The sequence below is a fragment of the Streptococcus sp. SR4 genome (genome assembly GCF_000517725.1).
GTDB classification, from domain to species: domain Bacteria; phylum Bacillota; class Bacilli; order Lactobacillales; family Streptococcaceae; genus Streptococcus; species Streptococcus salivarius_F.
This window is the reverse complement of record NZ_AZYW01000068.1, coordinates 258,623-282,195: the sequence shown is the minus strand read 5'-3', so window position 1 is coordinate 282,195 and position 23,573 is coordinate 258,623. Positions and strand designations below refer to the sequence as shown.

The following is a 23,573-nucleotide window of genomic DNA, read 5'->3' as shown; positions in this document are numbered from 1 at the left end:
GATGACATATATCGATACACTAGGCCAACAGGCCAAGGTGGCAGGTCGTCAGATTGCTAAATTATCAACAGCAGCTAAAAACGACCTTCTAAATCAGGTAGCTAAAGCTCTAGTAGCTGAGAGTGCCTATATTATCACTGAAAATGCTAAGGATATGGCAAATGCCAAGGAAAATGGTATTTCAGAGATTATGCAAGACCGTTTGCTCTTAACGGAAGACCGTATTGCAGGGATTGCTGAGGGTGTCCGTCAGGTGGCAGATCTTCAGGACCCAATCGGTCAAGTGGTTCGTGGCTATACGAATCTGGATGGTCTCAAAATCGTTCAAAAGCGTGTTCCTATGGGTGTTATCGCTATGATTTTTGAGAGCCGTCCCAATGTCTCAATCGATGCCTTTAGCCTTGCCTTTAAAACCAATAATGCTATCATTCTCCGAGGAGGACGTGATGCCATCAATTCCAACAAGGCCTTGGTTACAGTAGCCCGTAAGGCTTTGGAAAATGCAGGTATCACAGCAAATGCTGTTCAGCTGGTTGAAGACACCTCTCATGAGGTAGCAGAAGAACTCATGGCGGCGACCAAGTATGTAGACTTGCTCATCCCTCGTGGTGGAGCCCGTCTCATCCAAACGGTTAAAGAAAAAGCCAAGGTTCCTGTCATCGAAACGGGTGTTGGGAACTGTCATATTTATGTGGATAAATATGCTGACTTAGATATGGCGACACAGATTGTTATCAATGCCAAAACCCAACGACCAAGTGTTTGTAATGCTGCAGAATCTCTCGTCGTTCATGCTGATATTGCGGAAGACTTCTTGCCTAACTTGGAAAAAGCTATTTCAAAAGTTCAGGCTGTTGAATTCCGTGCGGATGAAAAGGCTTTGAAACTTATGGAAAAAGCCGTACCAGCTTCACCAGAAGATTTTGCGACAGAATTTCTTGACTATATCATGTCTGTCAAAGTGGTAGACAGCCTTGATGATGCCATTGATTGGATTAATACCTACACAACATCGCATTCAGAGGCTATCGTAACTCAGGATATCAGTCGTGCGGAGCAATTCCAAGACGACGTAGACGCTGCAGCTGTCTATGTTAATGCCTCAACCCGCTTCACAGATGGCTTCGTCTTTGGATTAGGTGCTGAAATCGGAATCTCAACCCAAAAAATGCACGCCCGTGGCCCAATGGGACTTGAGGCCCTAACCTCAACTAAGTTCTATATCAACGGCCGAGGTCAAATTAGAGAATAAACAAAAAGCTCCTCATGGGGCTTTTTGGTCTATTTGCTAGAGTATAAAGCTTCTGATATACTGGGGGTATCAAGAATGAGGAGATTTTGTCATGTTTAAAGCTTATAAGAAGTATTGGATGGGCTATTTCGATTTTACAGGACGTTCAAGCCGCTCAGACTATTGGTTGGTAGTTTTAGCGAATACGATTGTAACTATCATTTTATTTAGCATACTTATAGTTGTAATTGTTTTTGATAGTCCCGATAGTCCTTACCATGTTATTCTCACCTTACTGTATCTGCTTGTAATGACCTATTTTCCTGCTAGTTTTATCCCATCTATTGCTCTTCAAGTTCGTCGCTTGCGTGATGCAGGCTATCACTGGGCTTTGATTTTTTTACGTTTTGCCTTTGTGATAGGTGGGATTGTACTTTTAATTTTGTTCTGTCAGCCAACTAAAGTGGAATACCCATTTAATAATTTCAATAATCCACAACAATAATAAGTATTTAGCAGCCTAGTATGGCTGTTTTTTAGTCAATTTGTCAAATTCTTTTTTTATTGCTATACTATAAGTATCAAAAAATGAGGAGATTTTATTATGATCGAAGCTTATAAGAAGTTTTGGAAGGGCTACGTAGATTTTGAGGGACGTTCAACACGTTCAGATTACTGGTTTGCATATTTGGCAAATATGTTAACAGTTATTGCTTTTTATGTGTTGCTGGCAATCTTTGGAGGCATTGCAGGTGCTACAGAATCAAGCTTTTTTGCTGTTATTTCATTCATCATCCTATTTATCTTTTTTGCCTTTGGTGTTGCTGCCATCTTACCTGGTCTTGCTGTAACAGTTCGCCGTTTACGTGATGCTGGCTACAATTGGCCGTATATTTTTGTTACATTTATTCCATTTGTAGGTCCCATTATCTTCATTGTTTTACTATGTAAACCAACTAAAGTTGAGTATCCATTTAACAACTTCAATAATCCACAGCAATAATAATGACTTAACAGCCTGGCTAGGCTGTTTTTTAGTTGATTTGTCAAGCTTCTCTTCTCTTGTTATACTGAGAGTAACATAAACAAGGGGGATTTTATTATGATTGAAGCCTACAAAAAATTTTGGAAGGGCTATGATGATTTTACGGGCCGTTCAACACCTTCAGATTACTGGTTTGCATTTTCGGCACATGTATTGATTTTCTTTGCTTATTTATTGCTCGATGGAGTGTTTGAAAGAATACTATCTGCAACAGGATCAATGGATGTATTTACTATTTCAGTTATTTTACTACTCATCTTTTTTGCCTATGGTGTTGCTGCGTTTTTACCTAGTATTGCTCTAACGGTTCGTCGTTTGCGTGATGCTGGCTACAATTGGCCGTATATTTTTGTTACATTTATCCCATTTGTAGGTTGGATTATCCTAATTGTTTTGCTATGTAAGCCAACTAAAGTGGAATACCCATTCAACAACTTCAATAATCCACAGCAATAATGACAATCAACCAACTCTTTAAGTTGGTTTTTCTGATGTCAAAAAAGCTTTATGTTAATGTTGCACATTTTAATATTTCTGATATAATCTTATCTGAGACTAATCGATACTAAAAATATATTTAAGAAATGTGAATATTCTATGAAACTACTTCGTCATTTAAAAGAAAAACGTTACCTTATTTTGGCATTTACTCTACCGGCTATTCTTTTGGCTTTGGCAATTGTCTTTTTGCAACCTGCACACAATCATGCAAAGGTCCAAGTCAAGGTAGCCACTAAACAGTCATCGTCTAGTAAACCCAAGGCTTCATCTAAGTCATCGAGCTCAAGTTCTTCGTCATCTTCTTCAACCTCAAGTGAATCGTCATCAGCAAGCTCAACGGTAGAAGTAGCTAGTCAGACAGAGGCAAGCTCTACTCCTGCGGTAGCGTCAACGCCAATACCATCTTCAGCACAAGAGACTTATCAAGCGCCCCAATATAACTATGTGCCACCAACAACTTATACAGAGTCACATAGTGAGTCTTCAAGCTATACAGCACCTGCCTACAGCGCAGATGTTAGCTCTGGGACAACAGAATAAGGGTTAGAGAAAAGGAATTTAGGATTAGAAATGAAAAATAAAGTTTTAGCATTAGTAACAGGATTATCTAGTTTAGTCCTATTAGCAGCTTGTTCAAACCAGCAAAATGGCTTGACTGCGACGACTTCATCTTCATCAGTAGAGCAGTCACAATCAAGTAGTAGTGAAAGCTCTAGCACAAGTACTAGCTCAAGCTCTAGCACAAGTACTAGCTCAAGCTCTAGTCAAGAGAAAAAGGTAGATACCTCTGCCTATGATAGCATCATTAGTAAGTACCAAACGGCTGTGGCTAACAATCAAACGGATGCCTCGCTTAATTCTCTCGTTGTGACCTATGCTAATTCTCAAACAAGTCCTGCCTCAACGGTTTATACTTACCATGATTTGGATGGCAATGGTGTTGATGAGTTGATTCTTGCTTTTAAGCCGGGGAAACTTTTTAAAGAGCATATGATTACGGATATTTACACTATCTCTAAGGATAGTGGTCAGGTGATTCGTCTGACAGAAGGTCCACAACTGGGCATGTTGGGTGAGCGCATGACTTTGGCCTACCTCAAGGATAACACCTTTAGCTACTATGGTAGTGCTGGTGCTATGGCTGGTGGTGGTTCTGGCTACCACTTTAGTAGTGATGGTCAATCTCTTGTAAAAGATGACAGTGATTCGGGTGCAGAGAAGGCTGATCTTTCGAATTGGGATTGGAAGGATCTGAGCAGTGCCTCTACTAATAGTAGTTCTAGCGCAGCGTCACAAACTCAAACAAGTTCAACAGCCCTCAAGCCTGATGAACTCAAAAACGGCAACTACAAATCAGCTGTAGGGACATGGAAATCTTCAAATGGACAGACTATTACCATTACTTCGGATGGACAGTTGAATCTCTGGGGTTCTACTTACCCTATAGACAAAGTCTCATCCAATCAATATGTGTCAGGTATCTATAGCTTAACTTATGTTGATTCCAATCCAACAGGTAATACACCAATTCGGCTATGTCCCAAAGGGATTAGTGATGGGAGTGATGCGGGGGATAACAGTAAAGACCGTATCCTAGCGACGAATGGGATGCCTTCTGAGGAAAGTTATTTTTACAGAGTGGATTAATCTTATCAAATGATATAGGAACTAAAGAGTCAGGCCTTGGGTCTGGCTTTTTTACTATCCTGTCAACTTACAGAACGAGACAATTTCTCCATTCTTGTGCTATAATAAAAGTTATGACTAATGAATTTCACCATGTAACCGTTCTTTTACACGAAACTGTTGATATGCTTGATATCAAGCGCGACGGCATCTATGTTGATGCGACCTTGGGTGGCGCAGGACATTCGTCTTATCTTTTGTCGCAATTATCTGAAAAGGGTCATTTGTACTGCTTTGATCAGGACCAAAAGGCTATTGATAATGCTCAAGTGCGTCTTAAGGACTATATTGATAAGGGCATGGTGACTTTCATCAAGGATAATTTCCGTAATCTCAAGTCCAACCTTGAAGCCTTGGGGGTGTCTGAAATTGACGGCATTCTCTATGACTTGGGTGTCTCTAGCCCACAGTTGGATGAGCGTGAGCGTGGTTTCTCCTATAAACAGGATGCCAAGCTGGATATGCGCATGAATGAGGAGGCGAGCTTGACCGCTTATGATGTGGTCAATACCTATCCTTACAACGATTTGGTGCGTATTTTCTTCAAGTATGGTGAGGACAAGTTCTCTAAACAAATTGCACGTAAGATTGAGCAAGCGCGTCAGGTAAAACCTATCGAGACGACGACGGAACTGGCAGAAATCATTAAATCAGCTAAGCCTGCTAAGGAATTAAAGAAGAAGGGTCATCCAGCCAAACAAATCTTCCAAGCTATTCGAATCGAAGTGAACGATGAACTTGGTGCTGCGGATGAATCTATTCAAGAGGCCTTGGATTTACTTGCTGTAGATGGTCGTATTTCGGTCATTACCTTCCATTCCTTGGAGGATCGATTGACTAAACAGCTTTTCAAGGAAGCCAGTACGGTAGATGTGCCTAAAGGTCTACCCTTTATTCCTGAAGACCTCCAACCTAAGGTAGCCTTAGTTAATCGTAAGCCAATCCTACCTAGTCAGGAAGAATTAGAAGCTAACAACCGCTCGCATTCTGCTAAATTGCGTGTGGCTAAAAAAATCAGGAAATAATTATGGAAAATAAGGAACATCAGATTGTTAATAGAGCCATTAGAAACCATATTCGTTTTATGACGCGTATGGAAAAGGCTTTCTATTCGGCAATTGTTTTGACAGCTATTGTGATGAGTATCGCTGTTGTATTTTTACAAGGGCGTAATCAGGCTATCAAGCAACAAATCACAGACCTTAATAGCAAGATTAGTGATGAAAAAACAGAGCTTAACAATGCTAAGCAGGCGGTTAATGAGTTGACTAACTCTGACCGTATTAAAGAGATTGCTAATAAGGCAGGCCTGTCTATTAATAACGATAGTATTAAGAGTGTGAAGTAACCAATGAACAGATTAAGAAAACTTAAACATTTATTTCTAAACTATGTCGTTAGGGATAGGCGAAAGCCAGCCCAGAATCGACAGCACGTTGGTCAGAACCTTATGGTTCTCAGCATCTTTATCTTTTTCGTCTTTATTATCAACTTTGTGGTGATTATCGGGACAGACAGTAAGTTTGGTGTCGATTTGTCGACGCAGGCTGCTAAATCTTATAACACTAAGACCACAGTGGCTGCCAAGCGTGGGACAATTTACGACCGAAATGGAAATGTTTTGGCTGAGGATTCAACCAGTTATGCCATTTACGCTATCGTGTCGACCAGCTATGTGTCAGCGACTCAAGAAAAACTCTATGTCCAAGATAGTCAGTTTGACAAGGTTGCTGATATTTTAAAGGATAAGCTAGGAATTGAAAAGAGTGATTCCTTGGCCCAATTGCGTACTAAGGGTGCCTACCAGGTTTCCTTTGGACTAAAGGGGAAGGGAATTACCTACTCTGTTAAAGAAGAACTAGAAAAAGCCTTTAAAGATGCGGGAATTAAGGGGATGGCCTTTGAAGCAACAACGTCACGAATGTATCCTAATGGAACCTTCGCGTCAGAGTTTCTTGGTCGTGCTGAAGCTGTTGAAAATAAAAAAGACGGCTCTTATTCTTTGATTGGTCAAACTGGTTTGGAGCGCTCGCTCAATAGCCTCTTAACTGGGACAGATGGTGAAGCCATCTATGAGAAGGATAAAAACGGTAACACGCTTCTAGGTACGGAAACCATTACCAAGGAAGCTATTGATGGTAAGAACATCTATACAACCTTGTCAGCACCTCTTCAAACCTTCCTAGAAACGCAGATGGATACCTTTATGGAGCAGACGCAAGGGGTAAATGCTTCAGCGACAGTTGTTAATGCTAAGACAGGTGAGATTCTTGCGACGACACAACGTCCGACCTATAATTCTGATACCCTTGAAGGACAGGCTAAGAAGAACTATGACTGGGTTAACCGTCTTTACGAAGCCCAGTATGAGCCTGGTTCAACCATGAAGGTCATGCTCGTGTCAGCTGCTATTAACAATGGAAGCTTCAACCCGAATGCGACCTTCAGTAATGCTAATGGTATTAAGGTTGACGACGTTGAAATTAATGACTGGTCAATCAATGAAGGTATATCAACAGGTCGTACCATGTCATTTGCCCAAGGGTTCTCTTATTCAAGTAACGTTGGTATGACCATGTTAGAACAAGAGATGGGAGACAAAGTTTGGTCTAACTACTTATCTCTTTACAAATTTGGTCTTCCAACCCGTTTTGGGATGGTCGGTGAATCTTCAGGGGTTGTCTCTCGAAACTCTGTTAATATAGCACAATCATCCTTCGGACAAGGGATTTCAGTGACTCAGGTCCAAATGCTTCGAGCCTTTACCGCCATTTCAAACAACGGTATCATGTTGGAACCTCAATTTATCAAACAAGTTGCCGATGTTAACCAAGGTACAGCTCGTACAGCTAAGAAGGAAGTTATCGGTAAGCCAGTTCCTAAGCAGGCTGCCTCTGAAACGCGTAACTATATGATTTCCGTTGGTACGGATCCAGAGTTCGGTACCCTTTACAATAAATCTGAAGGGGCACCTATTATCAAGGTTGGTAACTATGATGTAGCGGTTAAGTCTGGTACGGCCCAAGTTGCCGATGAAAAGACTGGAACGTATAAGGTTGGTTCCAATGAAACTCTCAACTCAGTTGTGGCCATGGTTCCTGCAGATGATCCAGAATACATCATGTATGTGACTGTTCAAGAGCCTAAGACCTGGGATAATAATTTCTATGCGACTGTGGTTAACCCGATTTTGGAAGAAGCCATGTCTATGGGAGACACCCTAGATACTTCTGTTTCTGAAGGTAGTGAAAAGACCGAAGAAACGAGCTATCAAACTGGCGATATTATCGGTAAGCGTCCAGGTGAGACAGCTAACACCCTTCGTCAAAACTTGATTCATCCGATTGTTTTGGGTGTTGGTGATAAGATTGAGAAGGTTTCTGTAGATGCCAAAGCCAATATTAAGGCTAATGAACAGATTCTTATCATGACCAATGACTTCACAGAACTTCCAGACATGTATGGTTGGACCAAGAAGAACGTTGAAACCTTTGCCAAATGGAAAGGTATTAAAATTACTTACAAGGGTGGCAAGTCAGGGACTGTTACCAAACAAAGTGTTGCGGCAGGAAAAGCCCTGTCTAAAACCAAGAAGATTACCATTACTTTAGGAGACTAAGATGACTATGAGTCTGATAGCAGGCGTGGCCGCCTTTGTGTTGACGGTGCTCGCTATGCCTCACTTTATTACTTACTACAAAATCAAGAAAATCGGTGGCCAACAAATGCATGAAGATGTGAAGCAGCATCTGGCTAAGGCTGGGACGCCAACTATGGGAGGGACAGTCTTCCTAGTGGTTGCCATCTTGGTTAGCTTGATTTTCAACTTCCACGTCTTTAGCGAGGGGCACCAAGCCTATGGTGCCACAGTAGGGATTCTCTTTGTGATTTTGATTTATGGAATCATCGGTTTCCTTGATGATTTCCTTAAGATTTTCCGTCAAATCAATGAGGGACTTAAACCTTGGCAAAAGATGGCCTTGCAGATTATTGCGGGTTTGCTTTTCTACTTTATCCACGTACTCCCTAGTGGGACAGATAGCCTAGCTATTGGTGGATTAACCATTCACCTCGGTGTCTTTTATGTTCTCTTTGTCCTATTCTGGATTGTTGGTTTCTCAAATGCAGTGAACTTGACAGACGGTATTGATGGTTTAGCTTCTATCTCTGTAGTTATCAGCTTGATTGCCTATGGGATTATTGCTTTTGTCAAGGGTGAGTTCGCTATCTTGACTATCATTATCACTATGATTGGGGCACTTCTTGGCTTCTTCGTCTTTAACCACAAGCCAGCCAAGGTCTTTATGGGAGATGTCGGTTCCTTGTCACTTGGGGCTATGCTTGCGGTTATCTCTATTGCCCTACGTGTAGAATGGACCCTACTCTTGATTGGTGTGGTTTATGTCTTTGAGACAGCTTCTGTCATGCTACAGGTCAGCTATTTCAAATACACTAAGCGTAAGTATGGAGAAGGTCGTCGTATCTTCCGTATGACACCATTCCACCATCACCTCGAATTGGGAGGTCTTTCAGGTAAGGGCGACAAATGGTCAGAGTGGAAGGTTGATGCTTTCCTTTGGGCAGTTGGAGCACTTGCAAGTGCCATTACCCTTTGGATGGTTCTTGGAAACGTTATGAAATAAATGAAAGGAGCAGAAATGCTCTTTTTTTGTTATAATGATAGGGATAGACTAGATAGAAAAGAAGTAAATAAACATGTCATTTAAAGATTTTAATTTTAAAACATTTATTCAGGAGGCTCTTGACGAGATTAAGTTTAAGGAGCCAACACCTGTTCAACAGAAATTGATTCCTGTAGTCCGTTCAGGCCGTGATTTAGTGGGTGAATCAAAGACGGGTTCAGGGAAAACACATACTTTCCTCTTGCCAATTTTTGAGAAGCTCAATCCAAAGAGTGGTGATGTTCAAGTTGTTATCACAGCGCCATCACGTGAATTGGCGACACAAATTTACCAAGCGACAAAACAGATTGCCAAACACTCTGATACTGAAATTCGTGTAGTCAATTATGTGGGTGGTACAGACAAGCAACGTCAGATTGAGAAACTCAAGGTAGCCCAACCTCATATTGTTATCGGGACACCAGGGCGTATCTATGACCTAGTTAAATCTGGTGACTTGGCTATCCACAAGGCCCATACCTTTGTTGTTGATGAAGCTGATATGACCATGGACATGGGATTCTTGGATACTGTGGACAAGATTGCGGCAAGTCTGCCTAAGGAAGTTCAAATTTTGGTCTTCTCAGCAACCATTCCTCAAAAATTGCAGCCATTCTTGAAGAAGTATTTGACTAATCCAGTCATGGAACAAATCAAAACTTCAACAGTTATTGCAGATACCATTGATAACTGGTTGGTATCTACCAAGGGGCGAAACAAGAATGAACAGATTCTTGAGATGCTTAAGGGAATGCAGCCATATCTGGCAATGATTTTCGTTAATACCAAGGAACGTGCTGACGATTTGCACAGCTACCTAGTGTCAAATGGTCTTAAGGTTGCCAAAATTCATGGAGGTATTCCACCACGTGAACGTAAGCGTATCATGAATCAAGTCAAGAAGCTTGATTTTGAGTACATTGTAGCGACTGACCTTGCAGCGCGTGGGATTGATATTGAAGGAGTTAGCCATGTTATCAATGATGCTATCCCTCAAGACTTGTCCTTCTTTGTTCACCGTGTAGGGCGTACAGGACGTAATGGTTTGTCAGGAACAGCCATCACCCTTTATCAACCAAGTGACGACTCAGATATTCGTGAGCTTGAAAAGATGGGGATTACCTTTGAGCCGAAAGTCTATAAGGACGGTGAGTTTCAAGATACTTATGACCGTGACCGTCGTGCCAACCGTGAAAAAGCCTATCAAAAACTTGATACGGAAATGATTGGTTTGGTTAAGAAGAAAAAGAAAAAAATCAAGCCTGGCTACAAGAAGAAAATTCAGTGGAAGGTTGACGAAAAACGCAAACGTGAACGTCGTGCGGCTAACCGTGCTAAGGGGCGTGCTGAGCGTAAAGCTAAGAAGCAAAGCTTCTAAGCATTGGCTTCTAGGTGAGAGCAAATTTTAATTTAAAAATTCAAAAGGTTGAAACCAAAGTGTTTCAGCTTTTTTGATTATTATCAAACTTTTTGGAAACTCAAAAGACCTTATTTAGTTTGAAGATATATTTTTCTTTTGAGCCTAAGGTCTCAAAACTTCCCAACGCTTATGACTACAAAGTCTTAGTCGTCATTATCACAGCGACAAGTCTCAGTATATGCTCACTACACTCGCAAAATAATTGGCTGTCTTAAGAACTGAAACTATGACAGATTTTAAATAGTTTTATCACAGACATTTTTAAGAAGCTTTCCGTTTAAAGTAAAATAATGTGTAAGTTTGAGGTTATTAGTTGAGTCAACTCTCAAAATCAGGTAGTGACATTTATGTCACTACTTTTTTGTTGGCTTTCTATCTATAATACAATCATAGCTTTTGAGAAAAGGCTAAAAAATATTTTAAAGGAGGTTGTTTTAATGACAACACAAATCATTAACAATTTTAACTCACTTAATTCCGAAGATCTTTCTACTGTTAAGGGTGGAGCATGTAGTTTTTGGGGAGCTACAGCTGCCGTAGGCGTCGGGGCTGTTGGAGGAGCCATTAAAGGTGGTATTCAAACAGGTACTTGGCAAGGTGCAGCCTTAAAGGGTATTGGTTATGGTATTAAAGATGGGATTACTTATGGACTTATTTGTCGTTATTAGGCGATTACTGAGTCAATTTTTTGGCCAAATAGTACTTGCTCTCCTAATTTATGGGCTTATATTCTTTGCTTGGCAACACTTTAGAGGAGAAATTTTCTCAATTGTGTGCATCTATGTCAGTATATCCCTAGCAGATGACGTCTATCATCTCGCAGAAGAATATGTTAAAAAGAAAGTTAACTAGGAATACGTTCCTGTTTGAAAAATAGCATGTAAAAACTTGGCAAAATGATTGTCAAGTTTTTTTATAGCAAAAGTGCTACAATAGGAGTCATGAAAGACACGATTCGAATTCTTCATATTAATGATTTACACTCTCATTTTGAACAGTATCCACAACTCAAGCGAGCTGTGGATGATTTGAGTCAGACAGATAGAGAGCTGATTAAGGTAGATCTTGGGGACAATGTGGATAAGTCCCATCCCTTATCTGATGCGACAGCCGGGCGTTTTAATGTAGCCCTGATGAATGAGTTGGGGATAGACTATGCGACTATTGGAAATAATGAGGGGATTGGTCTGGCCAAGGATGAGCTAAACTGTCTTTATGAGCAGGCCAAGTTTCAGCCAATTATAGGAAATCTCAAGGATGAGGGGAGCCAGCCTGAATGGGCTAAGCCCTATCTTATCCACAAAACTAAAGCAGGTACAAACATTGCTTTCTTGGCCTACACCTTCCCATATTACATTACCTATGCTCCCAACGGTTGGCAGGTGTTAGAGCCTATGGTTCGGTTGGAAGAGGATTTGGCTCGCCCTGAGGTAAGGGATGCAGACATAGTCGTCGTTCTCAGCCATCTGGGTGTACGTTATGATGAGCAGATTGCAGAGACTTATCCGCAGGTAAACCTTGTCATTGGGAGCCACACGCATCACCTTTTTGAAGAGGGCAAATTAGTTAATGAAACCTATTTGGCAGCTGCTGACAGATATGGCTATTATCTTGGCTGTATTGACCTTACTGTGGAAAATGGGCAATTGATAGAATGTCAGATTGAGGCTATCCCCACCAAGTCCTACATCTTGGATTTAGACAAGGAGGACGAAGCCTTTATCAAGGCCATGCGTGAGGAAGGCCATCGTCGTTTAGCTCAGAAAAAAGTAGCTAATCTAGGTCGAGAACTAGATTTTGATAAGACCTGTCAATTGGTTTTACAGGCTGTTTGTCAGGAGACTCATAGCCAATTAACGCTTTTAAATACTGGACTCATCATGAAGACTTTGGGTCCTCAAGTAACCATGGCAGACCTGCAAGAAGCCCTTCCTCATCAGATGCGGATGGCTCGTCTAGTCGTGACAGGCCAAGAGCTCAAAGAAATCTGTCAGGAAGTTTTTACTAAGGCTGAACTCCTTAAAAATCAGGCTATTAAAGGTATGGGATTTAGAGGGAAGACATTTGGTGAAGTAATCACAGGGAATTTTGCTTACAAAAACGGTAATTTGTTGTATAATGGAAGGGTTGTAGATACCAATGAGAAGTTTAGTTTGGTCCTTGTGGACCAGTACTACTTTGCTTCTTACTTTCCTACAATTAAGGAAAAGGAAGTTACTCTTCTTTTTCCAGATTTGTTAAGGGAACTTGTGGCCAAGTATTTAGGGAAAAATGGTGCCAATTGGGATAAGATATAGAGACATTATTACAGCATCAGGATAGAAAATAAGAGAAATCAGAAAGGATGGCACATGCGTAAAGAAATCTTGCCAGAAATGTTTAATTATAATAAATATCCAGGGCCAGACTTTGTGTATGTGGCTGACCTTCTGAAATCAGATGCCTGTCAGTTTACAGTTCTTGAAAATCACAAGGATGCTTTAGACGCTACCCGTTTTGGGCAACGTTTTTCTGAAATCATGCTCAAGTATGATTATATCGTTGGGGACTGGTCTAATGATCAGCTTCGCCTTAAGGGATTTTACGAGGACGAGCGACCTAATACGCGTAAGACAGACCGCATTAGCCGATTGTCTGAGTATTTGCGTGAATACTGTGCCTTTGGCTGTGCCTACTTTATTTTGAAAAATGAAGAGCCGCAGTTAATCGTCTTTGAAGAGGAGACGGAGCCTCGTCGCAAGCGCCGTCGTTCTAATAATCGTCGTAATGCTTCTCAGGAATCTAGAGAGCGCAATGCTTCTCAAAAGAATAAGGGGCAAAAAGCTTCTGCGAAGCAAAAGCCAGACAAGTCCAAACGAAGAGATAGGGATCAAGAGGGTCCAAGCTTTGAGAAAATCAAGCGTCGTCCTAAGTTCAAATCTAGATCTGAGGATGGTGGTCGTGAGCGTAAGCCTAACCTCAAGAAGAGTCAGAAGCAAGCTCCAAAATCTAAAGGTCAAAACACCCTATCGAAGAAACAAAGCCAGACCAAGTCAGATGGTCAGCATTTCACAATCAGAAAAAAAGGAAATTAAACTATGTCAGAAGTAACAACACAAGCAAAACCAGAACGCCGTAAACGTCAGAAGTTAGAGGATATGGAAGGCTACAAACCTTCTATTTATGGTCTTACTCGTGATGAGTTGATTGATTGGGCTATGGAACACGGTGAAAAGAAATTCCGTGCTACTCAAATTTGGGACTGGCTCTACAAGAAGCGTGTGCAATCTTTCGAAGAAATGACCAACATTTCTAAGGATTTCATTGCTAAATTGAATGAGAATTTCTGTGTGAACCCATTGAAACAACGTATCGTTCAAGAATCTAAAGATGGTACCGTTAAATATCTTTTTGAATTGCCAGATGGTATGTTGATTGAGACGGTTTTGATGCGTCAACACTATGGTTTGTCTGTCTGTGTGACAACTCAGGTTGGATGTAACATTGGTTGTACTTTCTGTGCCAGTGGTTTGATTAAGAAACAACGTGACTTGACTGCTGGTGAGATTGTAGCGCAAATCATGTTGGTACAAAAATACTTTGACGATCGTGGTGACGGTGAACGTGTCAGCCACGTGGTTGTTATGGGTATCGGTGAGCCATTTGATAACTATGACAATGTGCTTCGCTTCTTGCGTACCATTAACAATGATAATGGTCTTGCCATTGGAGCGCGTCACATTACCGTGTCAACATCTGGTTTGGCACCAAAAATCAAGGAATTTGCTAACGAAGGAGTTCAAGTTAACCTTGCCGTATCACTTCACGCGCCTAACAATGACCTTCGTTCAAGCATCATGCGTATCAACCGCTCGTTCCCACTTGAAAAACTCTTTGAAGCTATCGAGTATTACATCCAGACAACCAACCGTCGTGTAACTTTTGAGTATATCATGCTTAATGAGGTCAATGACCATCCTGAAAATGCACAAGAGTTGGCTGATTTGACTAAGAAAATCCGTAAGTTGTCATACATCAACTTGATTCCATATAACCCAGTATCAGAGCACGACCAATATAGCCGTTCAACGAAAGAACGTGTGGCTGCCTTCTACGATGTGCTCAAGAAAAATGGGGTTAACTGCGTGGTTCGTCAAGAGCACGGTACAGATATCGATGCTGCTTGTGGACAATTGCGTTCAAACACTATGAAACGCGACCGTCAAAAGGCAGTGGCAGAAGCTTCTGGTAAATCAGAAGGTAAGTAAGATGTTTCGGCTTAAGACTTGGGTAGATAAGGATGGAGAACTGACACCAAAAGGAAGAAAGCTAAGCCGAGTTTTGGTCTGTGCTTATCTCCTTTGTTTAGTGCTCCTATGTTGGACACCCCAGTACGGGCTAGTTGAAGGTGTTGAAACCCCTGGTATTCAACATTTTGGTCGTGTCGTGGTCCTATTAACCCCATTCAATAGTTTGACCAACTTTTATCAGCTAGATAGTCTTAAAGAGATTGTCTTTGTCCTTGGGCAAAATGTGACCAATATTTTCTTGCTTAGTCCGCTGATTTTAGGGCTTTTAGCCTTGTACCCCAGATTCAGGTCTTGGAAAAAGGTCCTTTTAGCGACCTTTGTCATGTCTTTGACGATTGAGGTTGGACAAGTTATTCTAGACCTTCTCATTGATGCTAATCGTGTCTTTGAGTTAGATGATTTATGGACCAATACTTTGGGTGGTTTGGTGGCACTGGGTGTCTACCACCTTCTTGTAAAACTGATTCAAACGCATTTTAAAGAGTAAAAAACCTGGGAGCTTACGCGTCTCAGGTTTCACTTATTTTCTATCATACAAATACAACATATTCAAAAGAGGGAAAAATGAATAAACACGTTTGGAGAAATAATGAAACACTTAATGATGACAGTAGTCACCGTATTAACGTTAGGAGCAACAATGACGATGGTTAAGGCAGATACTTATCAAAGTGGCCGTGATGCCGATATCATGCGAGAAAGAGGACAGGTTTGGAATTATTCTGAGCCTAAGAGAGAGCCTCAATTAGCCAACTACAACACCGATGGTCGCTATCTCAGTGAGGCTACTAATTTTGAATTGTACAATTTTGTCAGAGAGTATAAGACATCTGATGAAATCAGACGCATTTGGAGCCCTAAGAAAGATGAATCCGTTATCCATGATAAGGATAGCTACTCTATGGATGGTGGGAACAAGGTATATAATTTTGATTCCTTTGCTTATCAATTGCCAGAGTCTACTGATTTTGGGAAGTTATCTTATATTGGTCACTTTCAGTTAGAAGATGGCACAATCTATCGCTATTGGAAGTAACCTTAACATAAGAGATTTATACGAGGTCTATTATTAACCATTTGTAAGGATAGGAGGAGTAACTTGTCTTTTAAAGAATCAATCATTGCAAAACTTTGGTGGTTTTTCAAGTTAGAAAAACGCCGGTATATTGTTGGGATTTTGGCACTGAGTCTGGTTTCGGTTCTCAATCTAATTCCTCCTATGGTTATGGGGCGGGTCATTGATGCTATCACATCGGGAAAATTGACCAATCAAATCTTGCTTTTGAATCTCGTTTATTTGCTTTTGGCAGCTCTGGGGATGTACTATTTGCGCTATGTTTGGCGCATGTATATCTTGGCGACTTCTTATCGCTTAGGCCAGATTATGCGTTCACGCCTTTTTGAGCATTTTACCAAGATGTCGCCTTCTTTTTATCAAAAGTACCGAACTGGGGATCTCATGGCCCATGCAACCAATGATATCAACTCTTTAACCCGCTTGGCTGGTGGGGGTGTCATGTCAGCCGTGGATGCCTCTATCACAGCCTTGGTAACCCTAATCACCATGTTCTTCAGCATTTCCTGGCAGATGACACTGGTGGCTGTCTTACCTCTACCCTTCATGGCTTTTGCGACCAGTCGTTTGGGCCGCAAGACCCATAAAGCTTTTGGAGAATCCCAGGCAGCCTTTTCCGAACTTAATAATAAGGTTCAAGAGTCGGTGTCGGGTATCAAGGTAACCAAGTCTTTTGGCTATCAGGAAGCAGAGCTCCAATCTTTCCAAGAGACTAATAAGATGACCTTCAAAAAGAATATGCATACCATGAAGTATGATAGCCTTTTTGATCCTTTGGTCTTACTCTTTGTTGGCTCATCCTATGTTTTGACCCTTCTTGTCGGTGCCTTTATGATTCAGGCTGGTCAGATAACGGTCGGAAATTTGGTAACCTTCATTACCTATTTGGACATGCTGGTTTGGCCTCTGATGGCCATTGGCTTCCTCTTTAATATCACACAGAGGGGAAATGTATCCTACCAACGTATTGAAAATCTTCTGGAGCAGGAATCAGATGTTCAAGATCCTGCGCACCCTCTCCCAAGTATTGAAAATGGTCGCCTAGAATATGCGATTGACCGCTTTGCCTTTGAGGATGAGGATACTTTGAGAGATGTTCATTTCACCTTGGACAAGGGGCAAACCCTTGGCTTGGTTGGGCAGACTGGTTCAGGAAAGACCGCCCTTGTCAAGTTGCTCTTGCGGGAGCACGATGTTAATCAAGGAGCCATCTATTTGAATGGTCATGACATCCGAGACTATCGCCTATCAGACTTGCGTAGCTTGATGGGTTACGTTCCTCAAGACCAGTTTCTCTTTGCCAGTTCCATTTTAGACAATGTCCGCTTTGGTAATCCTGATCTCTCCTTTGACAAGGTAGAAGAAGCGACTAAGTTGGCTCAAGTTTATGATGACATCAAGGACATGCCTGAAGGCTTTGAAACAATCATTGGTGAAAAGGGTGTCAGCCTATCAGGCGGTCAAAAACAACGTCTGGCCATGAGTCGGGCCATGATTTTGGATCCAGATATTTTGATTTTGGACGACTCTCTATCGGCAGTGGACGCCAAGACAGAACATGCTATTATTGACAATCTCAAACATACCCGTAAGGACAAGACGACTATCATTACCGCCCATCGTTTGAGTGCGGTGGTGCATGCTGACCTTATCTTAGTCATGCAGGATGGTCGTATCATTGAACGTGGCCGTCATGAGGATTTGCTAGCTCAGGGTGGTTGGTATGCCAAGACCTATGAGTCTCAACAGTTAGAAATGGAAGGAGGAGAAGCCGATGCCTAATCAAAACCAATGGTCTGTGTTTAAGCGTCTCTTGACCTATCTCAAGCCTTACAAATTCTTGACCTTTCTAGCTTTAGCCTTCCTCTTGTCCACAACGGTTATCAAGAGTATTATTCCCCTTGTGGCCTCTTATTTTATCGACCACTATCTTCATGATATGAATCAGGCAGCAAGCTTAATTCTGATTGTTTACTATGGTCTTTATCTCTTGCAGACGCTAGTCCAGTATTTGGGAAATCTCTTTTTTGCGCGTGTGTCCTACAGTATTGTCAGGGATATTCGCCGGGATGCCTTTGCTAATATGGAAAAACTGGGGATGTCTTACTTTGACAAAACTCCAGCAGGATCTATCGTTTCTCGCTTGACCAATGATACAGAGACTATTAGTGAGATGTTCTCAGGGATTCTGTCTAGCTTTATTTCGGCTATCTTTATCTTTGTTACTACCCTTTACACTATGATGATGTTGGACATTCGTCTAACCGGGCTTATTGTGCTCTTTCTTCCTCTGATTGTCCTTTTGGTTAACCTTTACCGCAAAAAATCAGTGGTTATCATTGAAAAGACCAGAGCCTTGCTTTCAGATATAAATGCCAAACTGTCAGAGAGTATCGAAGGAATTCGCATCATTCAGGCCTTTAACCAAGAGAAACGCCTCAAAAAAGAGTTTGATGCTATTAATGAGGAACATCTGATTTATGCTAGCCGTTCCATGTCACTGGATTCTCTCTTTCTACGCCCAGCCATGAGCTTACTGAAGCTCCTGGGCTATGCTGTTCTCATGGCTTATTTTGGCTATCGTGGCATCTATCTGGGTATCACAGCGGGGACCATGTATGCCTTTATCCAGTACATTAACCGTCTTTTTGATCCCTTGATTGAAGTGACACAGAACTTCTCAACCTTGCAAACTTCTATGGTCTCAGCCGGTCGGGTCTTTGCCTTGATTGACGAGCGCACCTATGAGCCTGAGCAGAGAGACACAGATGCTAAGGTTACCGAGGGGAATATTCGCTTTGAAAATGTCTCCTTCTCCTATGATGGCAAGCACCAGATTTTGGATAATATTTCCTTTTCTGTCAATAAAGGAGAAACCATCGCTTTTGTCGGTTCTACAGGTTCCGGAAAATCCTCTATTATTAACGTGTTTATGCGTTTCTATGAGTTCCAATCAGGCCGAGTTCTTCTTGACGGTGTGGATATTCGCGATTATAGTCAGGCAGAGCTGCGTAAGAACATTGGTCTTGTCCTTCAGGAACCCTTTCTCTATCATGGTACAGTCAAATCAAATATTGCCATGTATCAGGATTTAACCGATGAAGAAATTAAAGCAGCCGCTGAGTTTGTGGATGCCAATCACTTTATCGACAAACTTCCAGAAGGCTATGATGCTCCAGTTTCTGAACGAGGGTCTAGCTTTTCAACCGGACAACGCCAACTTCTAGCCTTTGCTAGGACCGTTGCTAGCCAGCCTAAGATTTTGATTCTGGATGAAGCGACAGCCAATATTGATTCAGAGACAGAGGCTATTGTCCAAAACTCTCTAGCAAAAATGCGTCAAGGACGCACAACTATTGCCATTGCCCACCGCCTATCGACAATCCAAGATGCCAACTGCATCTATGTCTTAGACAAGGGCCGCATCATCGAACACGGTAGCCACGAGGAGCTCCTAGCCCTCGGGGGCACCTACCACAAGATGTACAGCCTACAAGCAGGTGCAATGGAAGGAGAGTAAGCTAGTCTAGACCATAGATTCTATATTCGAAAAGATTTCTTAAAAATCAAAATCGAGTGGTGACATTTATGTCACTACTTTTTTGTTGTTTTCGACCCTATAATAAAACCATAGCTTGAGAGAAAAAAGCTAAAAAATAATATTTTAGGAGGTTGTTAGAATGACAACACAAACAATGAACAATTTTGAAACACTCGATCTCGAGACACTTGCAAACGTTGAAGGTGGCGGATGTAGCTGGGGAGGTTTTGCTAAACAAGGAGTAGCTACAGGAGTTGGTAATGGTTTACGATTAGGTATCAAAACACGTACTTGGCAAGGTGCTGTCGCAGGAGCAGCTGGAGGTGCTATCGTAGGGGGTGTTGGTTATGGAGCAACATGCTGGTGGTGATGGATTATGTTTGATTTGAAAAGTTATATTTTAGGGATGGTTTTCATGGCCTTGATGACTTTTTTGGATAAGCCTATTATGTCATTTCTTGAAAAACGCAAAGCTACCAATTCCGCTAAAAAGAAATCCTAATTGAGATACCTTGTCAATTGCTAGTCTGTGAATAGTGGTTGAAAATTTCGATATAAAAGAAGAGGTATTTGTACTTATGACTAAAAAACGCCTAGTGTCTCTAATGATGTCTATGGGCTTCATCCTTGTTGCCTTACATAACTTGGGAGAAAAACTGAGTTTTGGACTTCAATGCCTAAATCTTATTGGGTTATGTCTTTTTCTCTTTCTTATGTGTACGATTATCAAGGATATAAAATCAGACAAGTAGTGACATTTATGTCACTACTTTTTTGTCAGCTTTCAATCTATAATAAAATTCATAGCTTGTGAACAGATAGCTAAAAACACTTTAAGGAGAAAAGTATGTTCAAAAACTCAAAACCGTATTTACTGGCCACCATTCTCATAGGAATGGGCCTCGCTAATCTATTTAGAAGTTTGGATGCAGTCCACCATACCATTAACTTGTTTGGGCTAACCTTGCTTCTTTATAGTCTGCTTTTTAAAAAATGGGCACAGTTTAAAAAGTAACCTTTTGCTCCTTTGAACGTGAGGTGCTTGCAAATGCTTATTTTTGATGTTCCCGAAGTAAAATTATTCTTGCTAATGATAGCGGAAATTGTATTATATTTGATTGCTTATCTTTGTAATAGAAAGAACAAAGATATGTATATTCGCTTATTTAAAATATCAGTGCTAATGACGCTATTGTATTACATCTCCAGTAGAATTTAATCGCTAAGGGATTACTTGAGATCTTACAGCAGTATAAAAAAATACAGAAAGGAATAAAGTTTAATGTAATAGCTTATTCGGTTTACAAGGCTGACTGAGGTTATTCATAGCTTAAGTGTTTTATCATGAAGTTAAAGAATATTAGTTCGAGAGTATTGCGATTTTTTAGGGTCGTCACTGCTGTACTAGCAGTTTTCCTTATAAGTACCAGTATTTCTCTCTACAAAAGCAAGACCTCTCCAGAGATTTGGCTAGCAGTCGGAGCGCTAGCTTTAGTAGTCATTTTGGTAAATGGTCTGCTCTGCCGTATGCTTAAGAAGCGTCCAGATTCAGTGAATCCGTTAACAATACGGCAGTCCTTCATTGTCTTTCTGGTCATCTCATTTCTAGTGCTTTGTGTAGAGTTTTACACATTACTTACATTCAGTGATATCACAGACCGTATAGTACTAGCCGTATTAATGCTTTTGTTAATTCTCTGTGATTTTCTATCTTACTTGCAAGTCAAAAACTATTTTAAACAATAAATGATTTTGCTTGATTATTCTGTAGGTAATCTAGAAGATACTTTCATAAATAGTAAGATGGAGCAACAGAAAAAGCTTGAAACTAGTCAAGCTTTTTTCGATATATTAAGTTCCTGTGTAAATGCAAAAGTCATACTTTCAGTTTTTAAAGAAATATTTTGATAGTTGTCTAGGATATTCCTAACGTTGGCCAAACCTATACCTCGATTACCTTCTTTACTTGAGACACCTCTCTCAAAAAGTGAGGTAATCGAAATGAATTCTTCCCGGGTCGAGTTTTGGACAATAAAGAGCTGTTTATTACCATGGTTGAAGTAGCCAATATGCATTTTTGGTATGTCAGACTGAATCGATGCTTCCATCGCATTGTCTAGAAAGATAGATATGACAGTAATAAAATCGACCATCTCCATACCCTCAAGTTTGATAGTTTCAGGAATATCTAGAGAGACATCAATGTTATTTTCTTCTGCCTCTAGGAACTTAGATGCAAGTAGGCTTTTAATAGTGTTATCTCCTATGTTTATTAAGCGAGTTAAATCAAATGTTTTCGATTTTAAATGCTTATCGGAATCTTTTAGAACTGAGTCGTAGACTTCTTTCACAATAGCCATATCATTTTGTTCGATACCAAGTTTGAGTGTTGTTAAAATATTGGCATAATCATGACGAAAACTTCGAACCGACTGATAGAGGTTTTCAATCTGTTTGTTATAATTCTTAAGATGCGATAGTTGAATATCTTTTTGAAAGTCCAACTGACTTTGTATTGTTGCTCGGATATTTCTATCTAAGAAGATAAGCATGATAAAGAACAAGACTAGATAAATAACCACAATTAACTTCCTGATTATCAGAGTGGATGTATGAGTAGTGTTTTCGAGGTAGACGAGATATTGCTGGGTAAATGTATAAGCAATCATAATGATATCAGCAATAATGATACTCTTTGATATGAGAGGGGCTAATCGTCTTTTCTGTATAACTCCAAAGCTTTCCTTGAATAATTTTATTAAAAGAAAGGATAGTAAAATAGTTAGGAAAGAAGATGAGACAGCTATAAGATAATTAACTTTTATTGTTTCAACACTGATTCCAAACAAAGGAAATATAAAGAAAATGATTACTCTAAAACTGATATTATTAAGAGTTGTGGGGAAAAGAGCATTGAATATTTTAAGCTTTGATTGTAAGTAGGGCTTTCGTGATATAAAAAAAGATAATAAAAGATAGAATATTTCTTCGTTAAAGTAGAATAAGAATTTCCAGGATAGACTGTTACATATTTTGGTATATGCTATGCGACAAAATAAGATAATAAGAAAATGCCTAATTGAAACTCTTTTGTTTATTAAGTAAAGAAACAGGCAAATATTGAAACATTCAGAGACAACAGTAAGCAAAAATAAAAAAATAATCATTGAAGGTTCCTTCTTTTAAAAGTATCCATCAGCATTTTAGCTTTGGTACGTGAAAAAGGACAGATACTACCATCAGTCATTTCGACTTCACGTTTTAATTTGTTGATTCTTATAATGTTGTTAGGGTTAATGAGATACGAACGATGGCAAGATACGAGTGAAGGACTAGCTTTTTCAAGGTCCTTTAGATTTGCACGAAAGGTCATTTGATTGTTTGTACCATGGAGTATCACATAATGCTTTTGCGGAGAAGTTTCAATATAGATAACTTGGTTTAAAGGTATGCGAATAGCTGTATGTTGTGTTTGAAAATCAAAAATCTCGTCATTCTCTATTCCAAGTGGTTTCATAGTTATAGCTAAAGCTCTGGTTATCTTTTTCCTAAATTCTATTTCAGAGAGACTTTTATCAATATAGTCTAGGGCAGATACTTGGTAATCAAAAACTAGTGGCATAAACTCTGAGTGGGTAGTGACAAAGATAATAGTAGCGTAGGGATTTTTTTCCCTAATGATTTTAGCAATATCGAGCCCTTTTAATTTTTCTCCCTTAATTTCGATATCAAGAAAAAAGAGCTGGTTAGAAGTTGTTGAATCAATCGCTTCTATAAATTGCTGAGGCTTATCAAAGGTGTGTACAATAGATAAGTCTTTATTGTATTTTTTTAACTCTTGAGACAATACCATCTCCAGTCGTCCTTGTTGAATGAGATTGTCCTCTAAGATATATATATCCAATTGTAGTTCCCTCCAAATTTTTGTATGCTGTTGTTTTTATACTCATAAATATGTAATATTATATCATAATATGACTTAGTTATACAATTAGATGAAAAGAAGATTAAAATATCATGTGATATTTATAGTATGAATTTACCATTCGGGACATATAGCCACTTTTTGGGACGCTAGCTCTGATAGAGACACTTGAATGCTA

General features: G+C 40.2%; 23 protein-coding genes. 21 read left to right on the top strand and 2 right to left on the bottom strand.

Annotated features, from left to right (window positions below):
- Position 1: 1 nt before the first annotated feature.
- The 21 genes from HMPREF1519_RS09135 to HMPREF1519_RS10785 all read left to right on the top strand — a co-directional run bounded on the left by HMPREF1519_RS09135 (position 2) and on the right by HMPREF1519_RS10785 (position 21,216).
- Positions 2-1,252: a glutamate-5-semialdehyde dehydrogenase gene (locus tag HMPREF1519_RS09135; protein ID WP_037611943.1), complete on the top strand. Its 1,251-nt coding sequence runs from the start codon at positions 2-4 to the stop codon at positions 1,250-1,252.
- Positions 1,253-1,343: 91 nt separating this feature from the next.
- Positions 1,344-1,736, top strand: coding sequence for a DUF805 domain-containing protein (locus HMPREF1519_RS09130; protein ID WP_037611941.1), 393 nt, complete (start codon positions 1,344-1,346; stop codon positions 1,734-1,736).
- Positions 1,737-1,835: 99 nt separating this feature from the next.
- On the top strand, positions 1,836-2,234 hold the full coding sequence (locus tag HMPREF1519_RS09125; protein ID WP_021143652.1) for a DUF805 domain-containing protein: 399 nt from the start codon (positions 1,836-1,838) through the stop codon (positions 2,232-2,234).
- Between the two features lie 99 nt (positions 2,235-2,333).
- Complete coding sequence (locus HMPREF1519_RS09120) at positions 2,334-2,732, top strand: DUF805 domain-containing protein (RefSeq protein ID WP_037611939.1); 399 nt, start codon at positions 2,334-2,336, stop codon at positions 2,730-2,732.
- Between the two features lie 141 nt (positions 2,733-2,873).
- Positions 2,874-3,317: a Wzz/FepE/Etk N-terminal domain-containing protein gene (locus tag HMPREF1519_RS09115; protein ID WP_037611938.1), complete on the top strand. Its 444-nt coding sequence runs from the start codon at positions 2,874-2,876 to the stop codon at positions 3,315-3,317.
- Between the two features lie 30 nt (positions 3,318-3,347).
- Positions 3,348-4,424, top strand: a complete 1,077-nt coding sequence (locus HMPREF1519_RS09110) for a hypothetical protein (protein WP_037611937.1) — start codon at positions 3,348-3,350, stop codon at positions 4,422-4,424.
- 113 nt (positions 4,425-4,537) lie between these two features.
- Positions 4,538-5,488, top strand: a complete 951-nt coding sequence (gene rsmH, locus HMPREF1519_RS09105) for a 16S rRNA (cytosine(1402)-N(4))-methyltransferase RsmH (protein WP_037611936.1) — start codon at positions 4,538-4,540, stop codon at positions 5,486-5,488.
- A gap of 2 nt (positions 5,489-5,490) precedes the next feature.
- A complete protein-coding gene (gene ftsL / locus HMPREF1519_RS09100; protein WP_002891750.1) occupies positions 5,491-5,811 on the top strand; it encodes a cell division protein FtsL in 321 nt (106 codons plus the stop codon).
- Between the two features lie 3 nt (positions 5,812-5,814).
- The gene (pbp2x, locus tag HMPREF1519_RS09095; protein WP_037611934.1) at positions 5,815-8,082 is read left to right on the top strand and encodes a penicillin-binding protein PBP2X; all 2,268 of its coding nucleotides are present in this window, start codon (positions 5,815-5,817) and stop codon (positions 8,080-8,082) included.
- 1 nt (position 8,083) lies between these two features.
- Positions 8,084-9,106, top strand: coding sequence for a phospho-N-acetylmuramoyl-pentapeptide-transferase (gene mraY / locus HMPREF1519_RS09090; RefSeq protein WP_014632644.1), 1,023 nt, complete (start codon positions 8,084-8,086; stop codon positions 9,104-9,106).
- Positions 9,107-9,179: 73 nt separating this feature from the next.
- Positions 9,180-10,523: a DEAD/DEAH box helicase gene (locus HMPREF1519_RS09085; RefSeq protein WP_002884262.1), complete on the top strand. Its 1,344-nt coding sequence runs from the start codon at positions 9,180-9,182 to the stop codon at positions 10,521-10,523.
- 479 nt (positions 10,524-11,002) lie between these two features.
- On the top strand, positions 11,003-11,233 hold the full coding sequence (locus tag HMPREF1519_RS09080; RefSeq protein ID WP_002884558.1) for a Blp family class II bacteriocin: 231 nt from the start codon (positions 11,003-11,005) through the stop codon (positions 11,231-11,233).
- Positions 11,234-11,506: 273 nt separating this feature from the next.
- The gene (locus HMPREF1519_RS09070; protein WP_022495881.1) at positions 11,507-12,862 is read left to right on the top strand and encodes a bifunctional metallophosphatase/5'-nucleotidase; all 1,356 of its coding nucleotides are present in this window, start codon (positions 11,507-11,509) and stop codon (positions 12,860-12,862) included.
- A 54-nt stretch (positions 12,863-12,916) separates the two neighbouring features.
- The gene (locus HMPREF1519_RS09065; protein WP_037611933.1) at positions 12,917-13,639 is read left to right on the top strand and encodes a YutD family protein; all 723 of its coding nucleotides are present in this window, start codon (positions 12,917-12,919) and stop codon (positions 13,637-13,639) included.
- Positions 13,640-13,702: 63 nt separating this feature from the next.
- Positions 13,703-14,812, top strand: a complete 1,110-nt coding sequence (gene rlmN / locus HMPREF1519_RS09060) for a 23S rRNA (adenine(2503)-C(2))-methyltransferase RlmN (protein WP_096832658.1) — start codon at positions 13,703-13,705, stop codon at positions 14,810-14,812.
- Between the two features lies 1 nt (position 14,813).
- Positions 14,814-15,341: a VanZ family protein gene (locus HMPREF1519_RS09055; protein ID WP_022495882.1), complete on the top strand. Its 528-nt coding sequence runs from the start codon at positions 14,814-14,816 to the stop codon at positions 15,339-15,341.
- A 102-nt stretch (positions 15,342-15,443) separates the two neighbouring features.
- Positions 15,444-15,890, top strand: a complete 447-nt coding sequence (locus HMPREF1519_RS09050; protein ID WP_037611931.1) for a hypothetical protein — start codon at positions 15,444-15,446, stop codon at positions 15,888-15,890.
- A 63-nt stretch (positions 15,891-15,953) separates the two neighbouring features.
- On the top strand, positions 15,954-17,711 hold the full coding sequence (locus HMPREF1519_RS09045) for an ABC transporter ATP-binding protein (RefSeq protein ID WP_037611930.1): 1,758 nt from the start codon (positions 15,954-15,956) through the stop codon (positions 17,709-17,711).
- A complete protein-coding gene (locus HMPREF1519_RS09040; protein WP_037611929.1) occupies positions 17,704-19,449 on the top strand; it encodes an ABC transporter ATP-binding protein in 1,746 nt (581 codons plus the stop codon). The genes HMPREF1519_RS09045 and HMPREF1519_RS09040 overlap by 8 nt, the downstream gene beginning before the upstream one ends.
- A 160-nt stretch (positions 19,450-19,609) precedes the next feature.
- Positions 19,610-19,840 (top strand): bacteriocin class II family protein, encoded by a 231-nt coding sequence (locus tag HMPREF1519_RS09035; RefSeq protein WP_037611928.1) that lies wholly within the window; start codon positions 19,610-19,612, stop codon positions 19,838-19,840.
- Between the two features lie 974 nt (positions 19,841-20,814).
- A complete protein-coding gene (locus HMPREF1519_RS10785) occupies positions 20,815-21,216 on the top strand; it encodes a hypothetical protein (RefSeq protein WP_014634989.1) in 402 nt (133 codons plus the stop codon).
- A gap of 86 nt (positions 21,217-21,302) precedes the next feature.
- On the opposite strand, the gene HMPREF1519_RS10715 is transcribed toward HMPREF1519_RS10785, so the two are convergent.
- Positions 21,303-22,052 carry a sensor histidine kinase gene (locus tag HMPREF1519_RS10715; RefSeq protein WP_014634988.1) on the bottom strand — a complete coding sequence of 250 codons (750 nt, stop codon included), beginning with the start codon at positions 22,050-22,052 and terminating at the stop codon, positions 21,303-21,305.
- 581 nt (positions 22,053-22,633) lie between these two features.
- Positions 22,634-23,374 (bottom strand): response regulator transcription factor, encoded by a 741-nt coding sequence (locus tag HMPREF1519_RS09010; protein ID WP_014634987.1) that lies wholly within the window; start codon positions 23,372-23,374, stop codon positions 22,634-22,636.
- Between the last annotated feature and the right edge of the window lie 199 nt (positions 23,375-23,573).

Coding starts and splice junctions, on each gene's coding strand:
- HMPREF1519_RS09110 (WP_037611937.1), top strand. CDS start 3,348: ATGAAAAATAAAGTTTTAGCATTAGTAACAGGATTATCTAGTTTAGTC.
- HMPREF1519_RS09125 (WP_021143652.1), top strand. CDS start 1,836: ATGATCGAAGCTTATAAGAAGTTTTGGAAGGGCTACGTAGATTTTGAG.
- HMPREF1519_RS09120 (WP_037611939.1), top strand. CDS start 2,334: ATGATTGAAGCCTACAAAAAATTTTGGAAGGGCTATGATGATTTTACG.
- HMPREF1519_RS09115 (WP_037611938.1), top strand. CDS start 2,874: ATGAAACTACTTCGTCATTTAAAAGAAAAACGTTACCTTATTTTGGCA.
- HMPREF1519_RS09040 (WP_037611929.1), top strand. CDS start 17,704: ATGCCTAATCAAAACCAATGGTCTGTGTTTAAGCGTCTCTTGACCTAT.
- pbp2x (WP_037611934.1), top strand. CDS start 5,815: ATGAACAGATTAAGAAAACTTAAACATTTATTTCTAAACTATGTCGTT.
- HMPREF1519_RS10785 (WP_014634989.1), top strand. CDS start 20,815: ATGAAGTTAAAGAATATTAGTTCGAGAGTATTGCGATTTTTTAGGGTC.
- HMPREF1519_RS09135 (WP_037611943.1), top strand. CDS start 2: ATGACATATATCGATACACTAGGCCAACAGGCCAAGGTGGCAGGTCGT.
- rsmH (WP_037611936.1), top strand. CDS start 4,538: ATGACTAATGAATTTCACCATGTAACCGTTCTTTTACACGAAACTGTT.
- HMPREF1519_RS09130 (WP_037611941.1), top strand. CDS start 1,344: ATGTTTAAAGCTTATAAGAAGTATTGGATGGGCTATTTCGATTTTACA.
- HMPREF1519_RS09050 (WP_037611931.1), top strand. CDS start 15,444: ATGAAACACTTAATGATGACAGTAGTCACCGTATTAACGTTAGGAGCA.
- rlmN (WP_096832658.1), top strand. CDS start 13,703: ATGGAAGGCTACAAACCTTCTATTTATGGTCTTACTCGTGATGAGTTG.
- HMPREF1519_RS09085 (WP_002884262.1), top strand. CDS start 9,180: ATGTCATTTAAAGATTTTAATTTTAAAACATTTATTCAGGAGGCTCTT.
- ftsL (WP_002891750.1), top strand. CDS start 5,491: ATGGAAAATAAGGAACATCAGATTGTTAATAGAGCCATTAGAAACCAT.
- mraY (WP_014632644.1), top strand. CDS start 8,084: ATGACTATGAGTCTGATAGCAGGCGTGGCCGCCTTTGTGTTGACGGTG.
- HMPREF1519_RS09065 (WP_037611933.1), top strand. CDS start 12,917: ATGCGTAAAGAAATCTTGCCAGAAATGTTTAATTATAATAAATATCCA.
- HMPREF1519_RS09055 (WP_022495882.1), top strand. CDS start 14,814: ATGTTTCGGCTTAAGACTTGGGTAGATAAGGATGGAGAACTGACACCA.
- HMPREF1519_RS09080 (WP_002884558.1), top strand. CDS start 11,003: ATGACAACACAAATCATTAACAATTTTAACTCACTTAATTCCGAAGAT.
- HMPREF1519_RS09035 (WP_037611928.1), top strand. CDS start 19,610: ATGACAACACAAACAATGAACAATTTTGAAACACTCGATCTCGAGACA.
- HMPREF1519_RS09070 (WP_022495881.1), top strand. CDS start 11,507: ATGAAAGACACGATTCGAATTCTTCATATTAATGATTTACACTCTCAT.